Origin of the sequence: Sphaerisporangium sp. B11E5 (genome assembly GCF_039871875.1) — a bacterium.
Lineage (GTDB): Bacteria > Actinomycetota > Actinomycetes > Streptosporangiales > Streptosporangiaceae > Sphaerisporangium.
Map to the genome: position 1 here is coordinate 1 of NZ_JBDPMD010000065.1, position 15,542 is coordinate 15,542.

The 15,542-nt window shown below is 71.9% G+C and carries 15 protein-coding genes and 1 pseudogene; 12 read left to right on the forward strand and 4 right to left on the reverse strand.

The genetic code is table 11. The annotated features are described in order from the left end of the window. Positions 1 to 908 (forward strand): annotated as a pseudogene (locus ABGB17_RS35225) (exopolyphosphatase); the annotation flags it as partial. 528 nt (positions 909 to 1,436) lie between these two features. On the opposite strand, the gene ABGB17_RS35230 reads toward ABGB17_RS35225, so the two are convergent. Further along, positions 1,437 to 2,726, reverse strand: a complete 1,290-nt coding sequence (locus tag ABGB17_RS35230; RefSeq protein ID WP_347638015.1) for an MFS transporter — start codon at positions 2,724 to 2,726, stop codon at positions 1,437 to 1,439. A gap of 71 nt (positions 2,727 to 2,797) precedes the next feature. Between ABGB17_RS35230 and ABGB17_RS35235 the strand changes: the two genes are divergently transcribed. The 5 genes from ABGB17_RS35235 (at position 2,798) to ABGB17_RS35255 (ending at position 5,717) form a co-directional block, all read left to right on the forward strand. Further along, complete coding sequence (locus tag ABGB17_RS35235) at positions 2,798 to 3,403, forward strand: helix-turn-helix domain-containing protein (RefSeq protein WP_347638017.1); 606 nt, start codon at positions 2,798 to 2,800, stop codon at positions 3,401 to 3,403. 81 nt (positions 3,404 to 3,484) lie between these two features. After that, on the forward strand, positions 3,485 to 3,988 hold the full coding sequence (locus tag ABGB17_RS35240) for a DinB family protein (protein ID WP_347638019.1): 504 nt from the start codon (positions 3,485 to 3,487) through the stop codon (positions 3,986 to 3,988). A 112-nt stretch (positions 3,989 to 4,100) separates the two neighbouring features. Beyond that, complete coding sequence (locus tag ABGB17_RS35245; RefSeq protein ID WP_347638021.1) at positions 4,101 to 4,307, forward strand: hypothetical protein; 207 nt, start codon at positions 4,101 to 4,103, stop codon at positions 4,305 to 4,307. 226 nt (positions 4,308 to 4,533) lie between these two features. Next, complete coding sequence (locus tag ABGB17_RS35250; RefSeq protein ID WP_347638023.1) at positions 4,534 to 5,385, forward strand: helix-turn-helix transcriptional regulator; 852 nt, start codon at positions 4,534 to 4,536, stop codon at positions 5,383 to 5,385. Between the two features lie 74 nt (positions 5,386 to 5,459). After that, positions 5,460 to 5,717, forward strand: a complete 258-nt coding sequence (locus ABGB17_RS35255) for a hypothetical protein (RefSeq protein ID WP_347638025.1) — start codon at positions 5,460 to 5,462, stop codon at positions 5,715 to 5,717. A gap of 27 nt (positions 5,718 to 5,744) precedes the next feature. Here the strand turns inward: ABGB17_RS35255 and ABGB17_RS35260 are convergent, their stop codons facing one another. Genes ABGB17_RS35260 through ABGB17_RS35270 form a run of 3 tightly spaced genes read right to left on the reverse strand, consistent with a single transcriptional unit; the run spans position 5,745 to position 9,914 of the window. Further along, complete coding sequence (locus ABGB17_RS35260; protein ID WP_347638027.1) at positions 5,745 to 7,133, reverse strand: aminotransferase class III-fold pyridoxal phosphate-dependent enzyme; 1,389 nt, start codon at positions 7,131 to 7,133, stop codon at positions 5,745 to 5,747. Continuing rightward, a complete protein-coding gene (locus ABGB17_RS35265) occupies positions 7,117 to 8,295 on the reverse strand; it encodes an aromatic ring-hydroxylating dioxygenase subunit alpha (protein WP_347638029.1) in 1,179 nt (392 codons plus the stop codon). The genes ABGB17_RS35260 and ABGB17_RS35265 overlap by 17 nt, the downstream gene beginning before the upstream one ends. Then, positions 8,292 to 9,914 (reverse strand): NAD(P)/FAD-dependent oxidoreductase, encoded by a 1,623-nt coding sequence (locus ABGB17_RS35270; RefSeq protein ID WP_347638031.1) that lies wholly within the window; start codon positions 9,912 to 9,914, stop codon positions 8,292 to 8,294. Before ABGB17_RS35270 ends, ABGB17_RS35265 begins: the two co-directional genes overlap by 4 nt. Before the next feature lie 161 nt (positions 9,915 to 10,075). On the opposite strand from ABGB17_RS35270, the gene ABGB17_RS35275 reads away from it, so the two are divergent. The 6 genes from ABGB17_RS35275 to ABGB17_RS35300 all read left to right on the forward strand — a co-directional run bounded on the left by ABGB17_RS35275 (position 10,076) and on the right by ABGB17_RS35300 (position 15,537). After that, positions 10,076 to 11,293 (forward strand): spermidine/putrescine ABC transporter substrate-binding protein, encoded by a 1,218-nt coding sequence (locus tag ABGB17_RS35275; protein WP_347638033.1) that lies wholly within the window; start codon positions 10,076 to 10,078, stop codon positions 11,291 to 11,293. Positions 11,294 to 11,377: 84 nt separating this feature from the next. Beyond that, entirely contained in the window at positions 11,378 to 12,337 is a 960-nt protein-coding gene (locus tag ABGB17_RS35280; RefSeq protein WP_347638035.1) for an ABC transporter permease, read from the forward strand. After that, positions 12,334 to 13,191 (forward strand): ABC transporter permease, encoded by an 858-nt coding sequence (locus ABGB17_RS35285; protein WP_347638037.1) that lies wholly within the window; start codon positions 12,334 to 12,336, stop codon positions 13,189 to 13,191. Before ABGB17_RS35280 ends, ABGB17_RS35285 begins: the two co-directional genes overlap by 4 nt. Before the next feature lie 9 nt (positions 13,192 to 13,200). Further along, positions 13,201 to 14,373, forward strand: coding sequence for an MFS transporter (locus ABGB17_RS35290; protein ID WP_347638039.1), 1,173 nt, complete (start codon positions 13,201 to 13,203; stop codon positions 14,371 to 14,373). 88 nt (positions 14,374 to 14,461) lie between these two features. Then, positions 14,462 to 14,836: a hypothetical protein gene (locus ABGB17_RS35295; RefSeq protein ID WP_347638041.1), complete on the forward strand. Its 375-nt coding sequence runs from the start codon at positions 14,462 to 14,464 to the stop codon at positions 14,834 to 14,836. A gap of 29 nt (positions 14,837 to 14,865) precedes the next feature. After that, positions 14,866 to 15,537 (forward strand): hypothetical protein, encoded by a 672-nt coding sequence (locus ABGB17_RS35300; protein ID WP_347638043.1) that lies wholly within the window; start codon positions 14,866 to 14,868, stop codon positions 15,535 to 15,537. Positions 15,538 to 15,542 lie beyond the last annotated feature (5 nt).

The window sequence follows — 15,542 nt, forward strand, 5'->3', positions numbered from 1 at the left end:
GCACCGACCACACCACCCCCTCATCTCGCACCGACCACACCACCCCCTCATCTCGCACCGCCCCCAGCCTTCCCTCCCCTGCGGCCACCGCCCTCCTCCGCATCACGGTGATGTCCCCCGACCAGCGCCTGGCCGGCCGCACCTTCTCCTCCGCCGTGGTGGAGACGGGTCTCGCCAGCTACCCCGGCTTCTACGCCCTCACCCCTCCCGGCGACGCCTCCCCCTACGGCATCTACTGGCCCACCACCGTCCCTACCAGCGCCGTCCACCCCGAGATCCACCTGTCCGGCCACCCGGACCAGCAACCCCGCGCGGCCGCGCAGCCACCCCCCGCCCCACCCTCCGCCCCATCGCCGGCTCCGTCCCCGGCTCCGTCCCCCGTCGTGGCCGCGGCCCCCGCCCCCGCCGCCGCCCCGGGGCCGGGGCCCGCCTCGGCCCCGGAGTCCGCCGCGCGCTCACCGCACGTCCCAGCAGCACCTGTTTCCGGCGCCGACGCGGCGGGACGTGGCACGGCGATCCCGGCGCCGCCCTACGGCGGGGAACCCTCCCCAGGACCGGACAGCACCGATGTCCGATGGACCCCTCTGGGCACGATCGCCGGTGCCCGCTCCGGCGACAAGGGCGGCAACGCCAACCTCGGCGTCTGGGTCCGCACCCCGGACGAGTACACCTGGCTGAGCGTCTACCTCACCACCGACCGCCTACGAGAGCTCCTCCCGGAGACCGGGGACCTGACGATCGACCGCTACGAACTCCCCAACCTCCTGGCCCTGAACTTCGTCATCCACGGCCTGCTGGGCCGCGGTGTAGCCGCCAGCCCCCGCCTCGACCCCCAAGCCAAAGCACTGGGCGAGCAACTCCGCGCCCAGCCCGTCCCCCTCCCCGCGCATCTCTTTCCCTCCCGGTAACTCCTACACCGGTGTCCCGCCGTACAACGGCGCCGAATTCGCCGTACCCCGTCCCGCCGACGCGGCGCCGGTTCAGGGGCGTACGGGCACGTGCCGGGGCGCGCAGGCGACGCCGGCGTGTCGGAGCGCGCAGGCGACGCCGCGGCGGGTAACTGCCGACTCGCCATTACCCGGTAACTCCTACACCGGTGTCCCGCCGTACAGCGGCGCCGAGTTCGCCGTACCCCGTCCCGCCGACGCGGCGCCGATTCAGGGGCGTACAGGCACGTGCCGGGGCGCGCAGGCGACGCCGCCGTGTCGGAGCGCGCAGGCGACGCCGCGGCGGGCAACTGCCGACTCGCCATGTCCCGCGACGCGGGACCGCCACGAGCGCGCAACACAGACAGACGGCAACGCCAAGGAAGGGGGGACAGGGACGGGGCGAGGGGACGGGGGCGCGCCGGCGGCGCCGCCGTGGGCAATCGCCAGCTCGGCTTGGGACGCGACGCGGGGGGCGCCATGAGCGCGCACCGCAGGCAGGGGCAACGGTCAGGAGGGTGGGGCGGGGGTGGGGTGAGGGGATGGGGTGGTGGCTGGGAGGGTGTGGGCGACGGGGAGGAGGCCGGCTAGGCAGAGGGTCGCGGTGGTGGTCAGGACGGTGGGGAGGGTGGTGAGGGTTGCCAGGAGGCCGCCTAGGGCGGCGCCCAGGGGGAGGCCGCCCATGCCTATCAGGCGGTAGGCGGAGTTGACTCGGCCCAGGAGGTTCTCGGGGATCAGGCGGTGGCGCAGGGAGAGGACGATGACGTTGGAGATGGCGTTGGTGATGCCGATCAGGACGGCGGCGGTGTAGGTGGCGGCGGGGTGGGGGGTCAGGACGGGGACCAGGAGCAGGAGGCTGTTGACGAGCCAGGTGAGCAGGAGGGTGTGTTTGTCGCCCAGGGGGGTGATGACGTGGTGGGCGGTCAGGGAGCCGAGGAGGATCCCGGTGGCGATGGCGGTCATCAGGAGGCCGTAGGCGGTGGGGGTGAGGGCCAGGGGGGTGTGCGGGCCGACGGCGTAGAGGACGAAGACGGCCCAGTAGGCGGCGTTGGCCAGGTTGAGGATGCCGGCGCTGAGGGCCACGGAGCGCAGGATGCGGTGACCGCGTAGGTAGCGGAGGCCTTCGGCGATGTCGGAGCGCAGAGGGCGGGTGGAGACGTGGTGGGGGCGGAAGCGGCCGCGCATGCCCAGGAGGAGGAGGGCGGCGGCGGCGTAGACGGCGACGGGGGCGGCGAACAGGGCGGCGGCGCCCAGGCCCACCAGGAGGCCGGCGGCGGGGGCGCCGAGGAAGTCGTTGCCGACGGTCTGGGCGCCGACGATCCTGCCGTTGGCGGGGGCGAGGCGCTCCGGGGGGACCGTCATGGGGAGGACGGCTTGGGCGCTGGTGTCGGCGAACACCTCGGCGGTCCCCACGAGCAGCAGCGCCACCAGCAGCACGGGCAGCGTCAGGTGGCCGAGGACGCCGAGGAGCGCCGTGACGGCGAGTGTCCCGGCGCGCAGCCAGTGGGTGAGGGCCATCACGCGCCTGCGGTCCCGGCGGTCGGCGACGGCGCCGGCGTGCAGGGTGAACAGCAGCCACGGCAGGGTAGCGGCCACCGCGGTCAGCGACACCAGGAAGGGCGAACGGGTGAGGCTCACCGCGAGCAGCGGCGCCCCGACCTTCAGCACGCCGTCCGCCAGGTTGGACAGGCCGGTGGAGGCCCACAGGTAGGTGAAGGTCCTGTCGGTGGCCACGGTGACGGATGACGAGCTTGTCGCGGTCGCCGCGGTACGGGAGGTGGAGGTCCTGTCGGTGGTCACGGCTCCTCCGGTAAGGTGTGTGCAAGCAGAAATGTGCATAGATTCCTTTGCAAAGATAGGTGTGCACACTGATGGAAGGCAAGAGCTTCTCCGCACGCACCCTCGACGCGCACGCGCTGAAGTCGTTCGCGCATCCCACCCGCCTGCGCCTGTACGAGCTGCTCGACGAGCACGGCCCCTCCACCGCCACCCGGCTGGCCGAGCGCCTGCGGGAGAACACCGGCGTGACCAGCTACCACCTGCGTGAGCTGGCCAAGCACGGCATGATCGAGCAGGTCCCCGGCCTCGGCAAGGGCAAGGAGAAGTACTGGCGCGTCACCCCGGGCGGGTTCTCCTTCGGCCCTCCGCCGGACGCAGAGCCGGAGACTGCCTCGGCGGTCGAGACCCTGATGGACCACCTGGTGCATCACCGCGCCGCCGAGCTGACCCGCTGGCGGGCGGAGGAGCCCTCACTCCCCGCCGAGTGGATGGAGGCCGGCGGGCTCACCCGCCGGTCGCTGCGCCTGACCCTGGAGGAGGTGACCGAGATGTCCCGCCAGGTGCACGAGGTGCTCGCCCTCTACCGCGAGCTGTCCGACCGCCGCGAGGCGGAGTCCCCCTTCACCCCGGCCCCGGCCACCGCCAAGGTCGTCGTGCACTTCGACGTGCTGCCGGCCCGCCCCGAGACGCCGCGGTGAGGCACGCACGGCCGGAGTGGCAGGTCACCGGCCGGATAACCGGTGGACAGGCCGCCGGGTGGCCCAGCATGCTCGGCGACTGTGACACGAACTGACATACCTGACGCCTGGGACGACCGGGCGGTTCTGGAGCACCTCCTCGACTACACCCGGGCCACCGTGCACGCCAAGTGCGAAGGGCTGTCGGAGGAGAACGCCCGCAGCGCGCCGCTGGCGACGTCGCCGCTGATGTCGATCAGCGGGCTGGTGAGCCATCTGCGGTGGGTGGAGTACCACTGGATCCAGGTGCGCCTGTTCGGCGAGGAGGACGCCGGGCCGTGGACGGACGACGATCCGGACCGGGAGATGCGGATCGCGGTGGAGATCCCGCTGGCGCGGCTGCTGGCCGAGTACGCGGAGCAGTGCGAGCGGTACCGCACGCTGCTGCGGGACGTGGACCTGGACACCTGGACGAAGAGGCCGCTCAGGGACGGGCGGCACGTCAACCTGCGGTGGATCTACCACCACCTGATCGAGGAGACGGCCCGGCACAACGGGCACATCGACATCCTCCGCGAGATGGCGGACGGGGTGACCGGGGACTGACCCGACACCAACCCAACCGGTCTACCTCGCCTCGCACAGCCGTTCGCAACGCATGGATGCTCTACAATTGCGCGCAATTGCGGCATTATCTCCCTTCGGGGGAAGGACATCCATGCGTCTGCGCTTTCTCGGGTCCCTGTCGGAGGCCGGTGCCTGCCCGTCGCTGTACGAGACGGACCGAGGCACGATCGTCGTGCAGGGGATGGCGGTGACCGATCCGGACGCCCGCGCCGACCTGCGGCACGTGCTGGAGGGCGAGACCGCGGTGGAGGTCCCCCGCGAGCTGCTCACCGAGATCGCCCGCCGGCTCCTTCCCTAGGCCCGTTCTCCGCACACCGCCCTCGACGACCTGCGGCGATCGTTCACCGGCGCCCGGTGGCACACGGCGCCCGGCCAGCGGCTTTCCGGGCTCGTGCGGGAAACAGGCCCAGCCCTCACCTGCGGTGACATCGCTCTGATCACGAATAGGGAGATCCCTATGGCAGGAGTCGCGCACCGGGTCTACCCTCGTGCGAGTCCGACGCCCGAGCCGGAGGGAGGTACGTGTGAGCGGCTTTCAGCAGGCGCGGGTCCACCTGGGCTCGCAGCTCCGGCAACTGCGTGAGACCGCACAGATGTCGGGCAAGGACCTCGCGGCGCGGCTCGGCTGGCAGGCGTCCAAGGTGTCGCGCATCGAGAACGCCCGCCAGAGCGCGTCCGAGGAGGACGTCGTCGTCTGGGGCCAGGCGGTGGGCGCGCCGCCGGAGGTGATGGACGAGCTGATCGCGCAGGCGGTCACCCTGATCGAACGGCAGGACTCCTGGCGGCAGCGGTACAAGTCCGGCCTCGCCGCCCTGCAGGAGGACGTCCGCGAGCTGGAGGCCCGCACCCGCTTCTTCCGGGTGTTCGAGCCTGGCGTGATCATCGGCCTGCTGCAGACCGCCGAGTACGCCCGGAACATCTTCGCCAAGGTGCGCCGCCTCCAGGGCACCGGCGACGACGTGGACGCGGCCATCCGGGTGCGGATGCGCCGCCAGGAGATCCTCTACGACCCGGCGCGGCGCTTCCACTTCCTGATGCCGGAGGCCGCGCTGCGCTACCGCCTCGCGCCGGACGAGGTGATGCGCGGGCAGCTCGACCGGCTGCTCGCGGTGACGACGCTGCCGAACGTCGAGTTCGGCCTCATCCCGTTCGGCGTGGAGCTGCCGTCGGCGCCGCTGAACGGCTTCTGGATCTACAACGACACGCTGGTGGGCGTGGCCACCCGCACCAAGGAGCTGCTGCTGCGCGACCCGGAGGAGGTCACGTTCTACGCGGCGGCGTTCGAGGAGCTGCGGGCCGCCTCGGTCTTCCAGGAACAGGCCCGCGAGCTCATCGTCCGCGTACTGGTCGAATACTCGAAACAATCGGGGCCTTGATCCGCACAATTGCTTGCCGGAAATCACAAGATCATGCAATCCTTACCTCCCCGGGTGATGCGGAGGTGAGGCCGGTGCTCGACACGATGTCCTGCCTTGAGCGCTTCGCGGATTCCACCCGCATCCACATCGACCTCGCGGTCCGCGTGGTGAACGGCTCCCCGGCGAGCGTGCGCGTGCGCAACCGCTTCAGCAACAACCTGCACGAGATCGTCACGTGCAGCCCCGAGGGCGCGTTCGTCACCTCGTGGGGGTACCGCCTCGGCACGGTGGAGGACATCGACGCCGCGGCCGCCCGGCTGGCGTACCTGCTCGCCGCGATGCCCGCCTGAGCCGACCGGGCCCGCCGTGCCCGCCGGTCACCGGGGACGCAGGTGCGCCGCCATCCGCTCCAGGTTGCCGACGAAGCGCCGCACGTCGGCCTCGGTGTGCTGCACCGAGATCGTCCACTGCTCGCACTTGCCCCACGGCGGCAGGAACACCCCGCCGTTGTGCTGGTACAGCCAGTGCGCGTTGCCCCACTGGTCGGGGTACAGCACGAAGTCGCGGTAGTCGCGCAACGGCCGGTCGTGGAAGATGACGGCGCCCTTGGCCCCGTAGGAGCGCACGTGGCCGGGCAGGCCGTACCGGTGCAGGATCTCCTCGGCGCCGTCGGACATGACGCGCCGCAGCCGCTCGAAGTGCCGGTACGCGCCGTCGTCCAGGATGTCGAACAGCATGGCGCGGGCGGCGGCCATGGTGAGCGGGTTGCCGTTGAACGTGCCCACCTGTTCGTAGGTGCCGTCCGAGATCATGCCCATCAGCTCCGGCACCCCGCCGATCGCGCCGCACGGGATGCCGCCGGCCAGGGCCTTGGCCAGGCAGAGCAGGTCGGGCACCACGCCGGACCACTGGACCGCCCCGCCCCGCGAGACGGCGAGACCGGTCTTGACCTCGTCGAACGCCAGGTACGCGCCGTGCCGGTGCAGCAGCCGCTTCAGCTCGGCCAGGTAGCCGTCCGGCGGCGGGACGAGCCCGATGTTCATCATGATCGGCTCGATGATCATGCCGGCGATCTCGCCGGGGTTCTCCACCAGCAGCCGCTCCACCGGCTCCAGGTCGCCGAACGGCACCACCAGCGTGAGCTGCGCCAGCGCGGGCGGCACCGCCGGGCCGGTCGGCACCGAGTACGGCCGCCCGGCCGGGCCGGACCTCTCCGGGTCGGGGTACACCGACACCTGCACGCTGTCGTGGTGCCCGTGGTAGGTGCCCTCCACCTTGATGATCTTCATGCGGCCGGTGGCGGCCCGCATCAGGTGCACGGCGTCCATGGTGGACTCGGTGCCGGAGTTGCCGAACCGCCACAGCGGCAGCCCGAACCGCCGGGCCAGCTCGCGCGCCACCACGACCGCGTCGGCGGTGGGCTGCGCGAAGTGGGTGCCCCGGCGCACCCGGTCGGACACCGCCTCCACGATCGCCGGGTGCGCGTGCCCGGCGAGGCCCACGCCGAAGCCGCCGTGCAGGTCCACGTAGGACGTGCCGTCCACGTCGACGACCCGGGAGCCGGCGCCGTGGGAGATCCACACCGTGCCGGGCGGGGCGTCCTGCCAGTTGGAGACGACGCCGCCGGGCAGCACGTCGGCGCTGGCGGCCCGCACGCGGCGCGACTCGGAGGTGCGGGCGAGGAAGACCGCCTCCTCCGCCGCGATCAGCGTGTCCAGCAGGCCGAGATCTCGTTGGTCGACGACGGGTTCACTGGCGACGGACATCTTCGTTCCTTTCGACCGCCGGCAACCGGCCGGTCAGGTAAGCGGCGCCGACCCAGGCGATCCACCGGTGGGTGACCTCCTCCTCGGGGGCGAACGGGCCGGGCACGTAGCCGCGCGACGCCACGCCGCGCTGCACGCCCTCGCACGCCTCCCAGTCCTGGCGGTTGGTGACGTCCCAGAAGTCCACCGCGTACGACGGGTCCGTGCCCGCCGCCTCGGGCGGGAACAGCCACTGGCAGGTGACCCTGGTCCGTCCCGCGGCGACCGGTTCGAGCACGTGGGTCATGACGTAGTCGGGGTGCATGCTGAGCAGCAGGTTCGGGAAGAGCTGGATGTACTCGACCTTGCGCCGCGACGTGCCGGTGACGCCCGGCAGGTACACCCCGCCGGACGCGCCGGTCATCGACATGGTGTCGGCGCCGTCCACCAGGGTCATGCTGCCGCCCGCCCAGAGCCCGGCAGGCGGGTGGTTGTCCCCGCTGTCGGGCGGGGAGACCCGGCACAGCTCGGGGTGGATGGCCGGGCAGTGGTAGCACTCGTGGTAGTTCTCCACCGCGAGCTTCCAGTTGGCCGCGAGGTCGTACTCGTGCGAGGCGGCCACCGTGAGGCGCTCCATGCCGTACGGCGCGACGATCTCCTCCAGCCCGGCGAGGTACTCCTTCAGCGGCGGCGCGTCGCCGGAGGCGTTGACGAAGACGAAGCCGTGCCACTCCTCCACCGCGGCGGGCACCAGGCCGAGCCCGCTCATGTCGAAGGCGCCGCCGTGGTCGCGCGGCAGGCGGTGCAGCGCGCCCGTCAGGTCGTACACCCAGTTGTGGTACGGGCAGGCGATGAAGCGGCCGGTGGCCCGCGAGCCGCACGGCAGCAGTTCGTGGCCGCGGTGGCGGCAGACGTTGTAGAAACCGCGCAGGGTGCCGTGCTCGTCGCGCACCAGCAGCACGCTGTCGTCCCCCACGGCGACCGCCGTGCGGGAGCGGGGCCCGAGGTCGGCGGACCGCCCCGCGCACACCCACCCGCCGGCGAGGATCACCTCGCGCTCGAACGCGAGCACGTCGTCGGACAGGTACGCGGCGGCGGGCAGCATCGTGCCCGGCGCGGCCATGGCGGCGCGCACCCCGTCCAGGTCGAGGGGGGCGGTGCGCCCCCCGGCCGTACGGGTCATCGACGCCACCTCCGGTCGCGCAGGATTCGCTTGGCACACAGGTATCCGGCGATGCCGGTGACCCCGCCACCGCCGTGCGTGGCGGAGGAGCACTGGTACAGCCCGCGCACCGGCGTGGTGTAGCCGGCGTAGCCGGGGGCGGGGCGCAGGTGGAAGAGCTGGTCGGTGGACAGCTCGCCGTGGAAGATGTTGCCGCCGACCAGGCCGTACTCCCGCTCCATCTCGTGCGGCCCGATCACCTGCCGGTGCAGCACCGACGCCTTGAAGCCGGGGGCGAGGTCGTCGTACAGGCCGATCACCCGGTCGGCGTACGCGTCCAGCTCGGCCCGGCGCGGCTCGGCGGCCCAGGTGTGCGGCACCCATTGGGTGAACATCGACATGATGTGCGTGCCCTCGGGGCACAGGCTCGGGTCGAGGATCGACGGGATGACACTGTCGGAGAACGGCGCCGCGGCCGGCTGGCCCTCCCGGGCGTCCTGGAAGGCCCGCTCGACGTACTCCAGGTCGTGGCACAGCTCCACCGAGCCGCTGAGCTGCTCGGGGGCGAGGTCGGGGCGTGCGGTGAAGCGGGGCAGCCGCGACAGCGCGACGTTGATCTTCACGACGCCGCTGCGGGACCGCCAGCGCTCGATGTCGGCCACGAAGTCGTCCGGCAGCTCGGCGCGCTCCACCTGCTCCAGGAAGGTGATCCTCGGGTGGGTGGCGGCGACCACCACCGGTGCGGTGAACTCGCGGCTGTCCGCCAGCGCGACGCCGCCCGCCCGGCCGCCGCGCACCAGGATGCGCGCCACCCTGGCGTCGGTGAGCACGTGCGCCCCGGACGCCTCGGCGGAGCGGCGGATCGCGGCCGACACCGCGCCCATGCCGCCGATCGGGTAGCCCCAGCCGCCCATCTTGCCGTCGCCGACGTCGCCGATGGTGTGGTGCATCATGACGTACGCCGTGCCGGGCTCGGCCGGGCCGGCCCAGGTGCCGATGACGCCGTTGATGGCCATGGTGCCCTTGACCTGCGGCGACTCGAACCATTCGTCCAGCAGGTCGGAGATGGACATGGTGAAAAGGCGGACGGCGTCGGCGGCGCCCCGGGTGCGCAGGCCGCGCATGGCCCAGGCCAGGCGCAGTTGCTCGATCAGGTCGCGGGGACGGGTGGAGCCGACGTTCGGCGGGGTCTTCATCAGCAGCGGCGCGAGCACGTCGCTGACGCCGCGCAACCAGGCCTCGTACCGGGGCATGGCGTCGGCGTCCCTGCCGCTGAACGCCGAGAGCTGGGCGTGGTCGTGGCCCTCGTCCCCGGTGAGCAGCAGCGACCTGCCGTCGGGGAAGGGCATGAAGTCGGGGCCCATGGGGACCACCCGGTAGCCGTGCTCGGGCAGCCGCAGGCCGTTGACGATGGTGGGGGGCATGAGGCTCATCACGTACGACAGCGCGGTGACCTTGAACTCCGGTCCCCATGGCGTCTCGGTGGTGGCCGCGCCGCCGGTGACGGCGCGGGCCTCGAGCACGAGGGGCCGCAGTCCCGCCCTGGCGAGGAAGGCGGCGGCGACGAGTCCGTTGTGCCCGCCGCCGACGATGATGGCGTCGTAGGTTCCGCGTGTTCGGTTGTCTGCGCTCCGGTCCACTGGCCGGGCCCTTCCTGCCACATTCGAGGGGTACGGTTTCCCCCGTAACGACCTGGAAAATATGGTCTGAGAGCCTTGTGGCGGCAGACCCTCCTCACCAGACTAACTGGTTAACCAGTCAGTCTGGCAAGAGGTGACCTGACGCCGGAAATGAGCCGCGCATGCCCCCCCACCCCCGCGAACCTCTGAACCGGCGCCGATTCCTCCTGGCCGCAGGGCTGACCGGGCTGACGGCGGCCTGCGGCGGCGAGCGGCCGCGGCGGTCCGCCGCCGGGGCGTCCGCCGTGCCGCTGAGCCGCCCGACCGCCCCCGCGACGCTGCCCCTCCACTCCGACGTGCCCGCCGTCGCGAGCGGGCTCTCCCCCGAGAAGGGCGGGAAGCTGAGGCTCCTCAACTACGCCGAGTACATCGCGCCGGACGTGTGCAAGGCGTTCGGCAAGGAGCACGGCGTCGAGGTCGAGGTCACCGTGTTCACCACGATGGACGAGATGATCGCCAAGCTGCGCACCGCCGGGGAGGGCTTCGACGTGTGCTTCCCCACGCCGGACGTGGTCGGCAAGATCGCGGTGGGCAAGCTGCTGCAGCCGCTCAACGCCTCCTACCTGCCGAACCTCGCGGGTGTCTGGCCGCAGTTGCGCGACCCGTTCTACGACAAGGGCTCGCGGTACACCGTGCCGTACAACGCCTACACCTCGGGCGTCGGCTACCGCGCCGACCGGGTGTCCACCGTGCCCGCCAACGGGTACGACCTGCTGTGGGACACCGCCTACAAGGGCAAGGCGTACCTCATCGACGACGCCCGCGAGGGGCTGGCGCTGGCCATGCTGCGCAACGGGGTCACCGACATCAACACCGAGGACCCCGCCAAGATCAAGCAGGCCGGCGCGTGGCTGACCGGCCTGATCCCGCGGACCAACATCAAGCTGGGCATCACCGCCTACCAGCTCGTCGCCGAGGGCCAGGCCACGGTGCACCACTGCTGGTCCGGCGACATGATCAACGCTCAGGCCTACCTGCCCAAGGGCGTGGACTCCGGCGTGCTCGGCTACTGGTACCCCGACGCGTCCCTCGGCGTGGTCGGCACCGACACCATGGCCGTCCCCCGCTCCGCGTCCAAGCCGGTGCTCGCCCACATGTTCCTCGACCACCTGCTCGACCCGGAGGTCGCCGAGCAGAACTTCTCCTACACCGGCTACCAGCCGGCCCTCACCGCCATCACGCCCGAGAAGATGGCCGGCGACGGCTTCGTCACCGAACAGCTCAAGTCCACGATCGTCACCCCCGAGGTCTACGCCCGCAGCCTGCAGATCCTCCAGATCAGCCCGCCGGCGGAGGCGTTGTGGAACGACGCCTGGGCCGCGTTCAAGGCCGGCCGCTGACGATCGCGCGACGGCCGGTGCCGGACATCGGGGCGGCGCAACGGCGAGGAGGTGGGAGACGATAGAGGTTCGGACGGTGAGGCGGTGAACGAACGGGTGAGGGTGACGGAGCCCGGGGCGGCGAGGAGCGAGAAGGCCCCGGGGCGGAACCGCGGCTCGGTGGCGCGCACGGGTCTGTGGGCGGCGCTGGCGGCGCCGGGGACGGCATGGATCCTCGCGTTGTTCGCGGTGCCGTTCTACGCGGTGGCCGCGGTGGCGTTCGGGTACACCGACCCGCTCTTCAACGCCCCGGTCCCCGAGTGGGACCCGAGGTACTGGGACTTCACCGCGTTCGGGAACGTTCTCGGGCGCAGCGTCACCGGCGACCTGCAGCCGGTCTTCCTCCGCACCCTGCTGTACGTCGCCGTCGCGCTGGCCGCGTGCGTGCTGGTGGGCTACCCCGTGGCGTACTACCTCGCCAGGCACGCCGGGCGGCGCAAGGGGCTGCTGCTGGCGCTGGTGCTCGCACCGTGGTGGATCAACTACATCACCCGCATGCTGGCCTGGCTCAACCTGCTCCAGGACGACGGCTACGTCAACGATCTGCTCCTGGCCGGCCACCTGATCAGCGAGCCCGTGCGCTGGTTGTCCGGCAACCCCTCCACCGTGGTCCTCGCGCTGGTCTACGGCTACATCCCGTTCTTCATCGTGCCGCTGTTCTCCACCCTCGACCGGGTGGACGAGCGGCTGCTGGAGGCGGCGCGGGACCTCGGCTGCACCGGCGCGCGGGCGTTCTGGCACGTCACGCTGCCGCTGTCGCGCCACGGCCTGCTGACCGCCGCCGCCATCACCGCGCTGCCGATGTTCGGGGACTACTACACCACCACCCTGGTCTCCGGCTCCCCCACCACCACCATGATCGGCAACCAGATCGAGTTCTACCTCCTCGGGGGGTCGAGGAAGGAACTCGGGGCCAGTCTGGTGCTGCTGCTGTCCGCCCTGCTGATGGCCCTCATGGCCTACTACCTGATCGCCACCCGCCGAGCAGAACGCGACCTCACATGACCAAGGAACGCTCCCGCGGGCGCGCCGCCCGCCGCAGGCCGGTCGTGCTCGCCACCCTCACCTGGCTGTACGTCGTCTGGTCGATCGTCCCGGTCCTGGTGGCCGTGCAGTTCTCCTTCAACGCGGGCCGGTCGCGCAGCACCTGGCAGGGCTTCTCCCTGCGCTGGTACGCCGGGGACCCCGCGTCGGTCGCCGCCGACCCCGGCCTGCACACCGCGCTGGTCAACAGCCTGGTCCTGGCGGCGCTGACCACCCTGGTCGCCACCCCGCTCGGCGTCGCGCTGGCCATCGGCCTGTCGCGGTGGCGCGGGCGCGCCGGCGGGGCGGCCAACGGCCTGATGCTCCTTCCCCTGGCCACCCCCGAGATCGTGATGGGCAGCGCCCTGTACCTGGTCTTCACGAACCTCTACCTGTTCGTGCCCCTCGGCCGCCCGGCGCAGGTGCTCGGCCACGTCACGTTCTCCGTCTCCTACGTCGTGGTGATCGTCCGCTCCCGGCTCGCCTCCGTCGGCGACGAGTACGAGACCGCGGCCCGCGACCTCGGCGCCTCCCGGATCGAGGCGCTGCGCCTGGTCGTGCTGCCCCTGCTCACCCCGGCCGTGTTCGCCGGTGCCATGATCGTTTTCGCCTCCTCCATGGACGACTTCGTGATCAGCGCGTTCCTGTCCCCTGACGCCTCCTCGATGACCGTCCCCATCAAGCTGTACAGCGCCGTCCGCACCGCCCCCACCCCCGCGCTCAACGCCCTGGCGACCCTGCTGCTGGCCGCCTCCGCCCTGGCCCTCGTCCTCGCCTGGCTCGTCCTGCGCCGCCGGGACTCCACCGCCGCCCTGCGGGACATGGCCTCGATGTGACCCGCGCTGGTGGCGCGGGCTCCTCTGACGGCGTTGCTCATGGCCGAGGTCATCTCGGTCACGGGGAACCACGCCACGCGGCTGGCCCTGCCGTGGTTCGTGCTGGAGACGACGGCGTCGGCGGGACAGATGAGCGCCGTGCTGGCCACCCAGATGGCCGCCATGGCGATCTGCGGCATCCCGGGGGGCGCGTTCGCCGCGCGGTTCACCCCCCGCCGCGTGCTGCAGGTGTCGGACCTCGCCCAGGGCATGCTGATCGGGCTCGTGCCGGTCCTGCACGCCGCGGACGCGTTGTCGTTCCCCGCGCTGCTCGTCATCGTCTTCCTCGTCGGCTCGTTCTTCGCGCCCTACCACGCCGCGCAGCGGGTGCTGCTGCCGTCCCTGGTGGGGGACGACCAGCGGGCGCTGGAGCGAGCCAACACGCTGCTCGTCGGGGCCGCCCGCAGCGCGGCGCTGCTCGGGCCCGCGGTCGCGGGGGTGCTCATCGCCTGGGTGGGGGCGGCGCAGGTGCTGGTGCTGGACGCCGTCAGCTTCGTGGTGGCGTCGCTGCTGGTCACGCTGGCCGTGCGGCACACCGGCCCGGCGGGGGGCGCGCCGTCGAAGGTGTTCGCCGGGCTGCTCGTGCTGCTGCGGGACCGCGTGCTGCGGCCGTGGACGGCCGGGCAGTGCGCGTGCGAGATGGCCGTGCAGATCGTGCTGGCGGCCATCCCCGTCATGGCGTTCCTGCGGTACGGCGGGGAGGCGAGCACGGCGGGAGTGCTGCTGATGCTCTTCGGCGGCGGCGCCGTCGTGGGCAACGTGGTCGTGTTCATGCTGCTGCGGCGGTTCACCGGGACCCAGCTCATCCTCGCCGGGTGCGTACTCGAACCGCTCGCGCTCTGGGTGCTCGCCGTGGACACCCGCCTGGTGACGCTCGGCGTGATGCTGCTGCTCGCGGGGGTGTTCCTCGGCCTGCTGAACGGCCCCGGCGCGGCGATGCAGATCGAACGCATCCCGCCGGGGCTGCGCACCCAGGGCACGTCGGCCTTCGTGACGGTCGTGCTGGCCGCCGGCGCCGTGGGCCTCGCCATGAGCGGCCCGATCGCGGAGATCCTCACCCCCCGCACGGTGTTCTCCATCGTGGCGATCCTCTACACGGCGGGATGCCTTCTCGCCGTCGTGGCGACCGTGCGCACGACATGAATCCCTGATTGAGATTCAGGAGTCATCGGTTACCGACGGTCCGGCGTCACACTGGATGATGTTTATCGGCTTCCAGTGATGAGGACATATGACGTTCGTGGTCACCGCATGGTCGGAGAGCGCCGGTGAGCTGCGTGAGCTGCACACGTGGGTGATCAGGGAACGCGCCATCAGAGGCCGCGCTCGGATCGTGGAGGTCGAGACGGAGGGAGACCGCCTCGGCCCCCTGGCGGACTCCTTACAGGTGACCCTGGAGTCGCACGAGGCACTGGCGGCGCTCGCCGGCATGGTGGTGCGGTGGCTGGACACCCGCCCGGAGGAGGTCACCGTACGGCTCACCCGCGGCGAGCGCGAGATCGCCGTCTCGGCCCGCGAGGTGAGGTCGCTGCCGTCCGAGGGTGTACGGGAACTGACGGCACGGCTGACCGGGGTGCTCGACGGGGACGGCCGGCGCTCCTTGTAGAGGCTTCACGCCGGTGGGATGCTGTCCCGATGGACACGGTCCAGACCGTCATGAACATCGTGGTGGTCCCGCTTCTCACCCTCGTGGCGACCCTGGTGGCCGTGGACGGGTGGCGGGCCGACCGGCGAGAACGCGCCCGGTCGCGGAGCGGTGAATCCTCCTCCCCCAGCCTGCCGTACACCGCTTCCCCTCAGAGCTCCACGTACCAGGCATACGGCCAGGCCGCGCCGTACAGCCCGGCCGCGCCCTACGGCCAAGCCACGTCGTACGGCGGACACCATGCTCCCGCTCCGGCCGCACCGCCGCACCGCCCGGCGCTCGCCTGGCTCGCCCCCTGGGGCGTCACCCTGCTCCATGTCCCCCTTCTCTGGGTCGCGTGGTTGCACATCGTCGCCTGGGACTCGCTCAGTGCCGCCGGCGACGTCACGCCCCAAGCCTTGGCCAACATGCCCGTGAGCGCCTTCTTCTTCGTCCTGTCCGGAGGCCTGATCTGCCTGCGGCTGGCGCGGTCCGGCGACCCGGCGCACGACGGGCGGCGGTGGCTGTACTGGACATTGCTCGCCGCCGACGTCACCGCGGCCGCCGCCCTGATGGTGCTCAGGGAGCAGATCTGGAACTACTCGATCCTCCCCGCCTTGGCCGTGTTCCTCCTCCTCACGGGCTGGTCCCTGCCCCGGGGGCGGCAGCACCCCCGCGGCTGACGCCG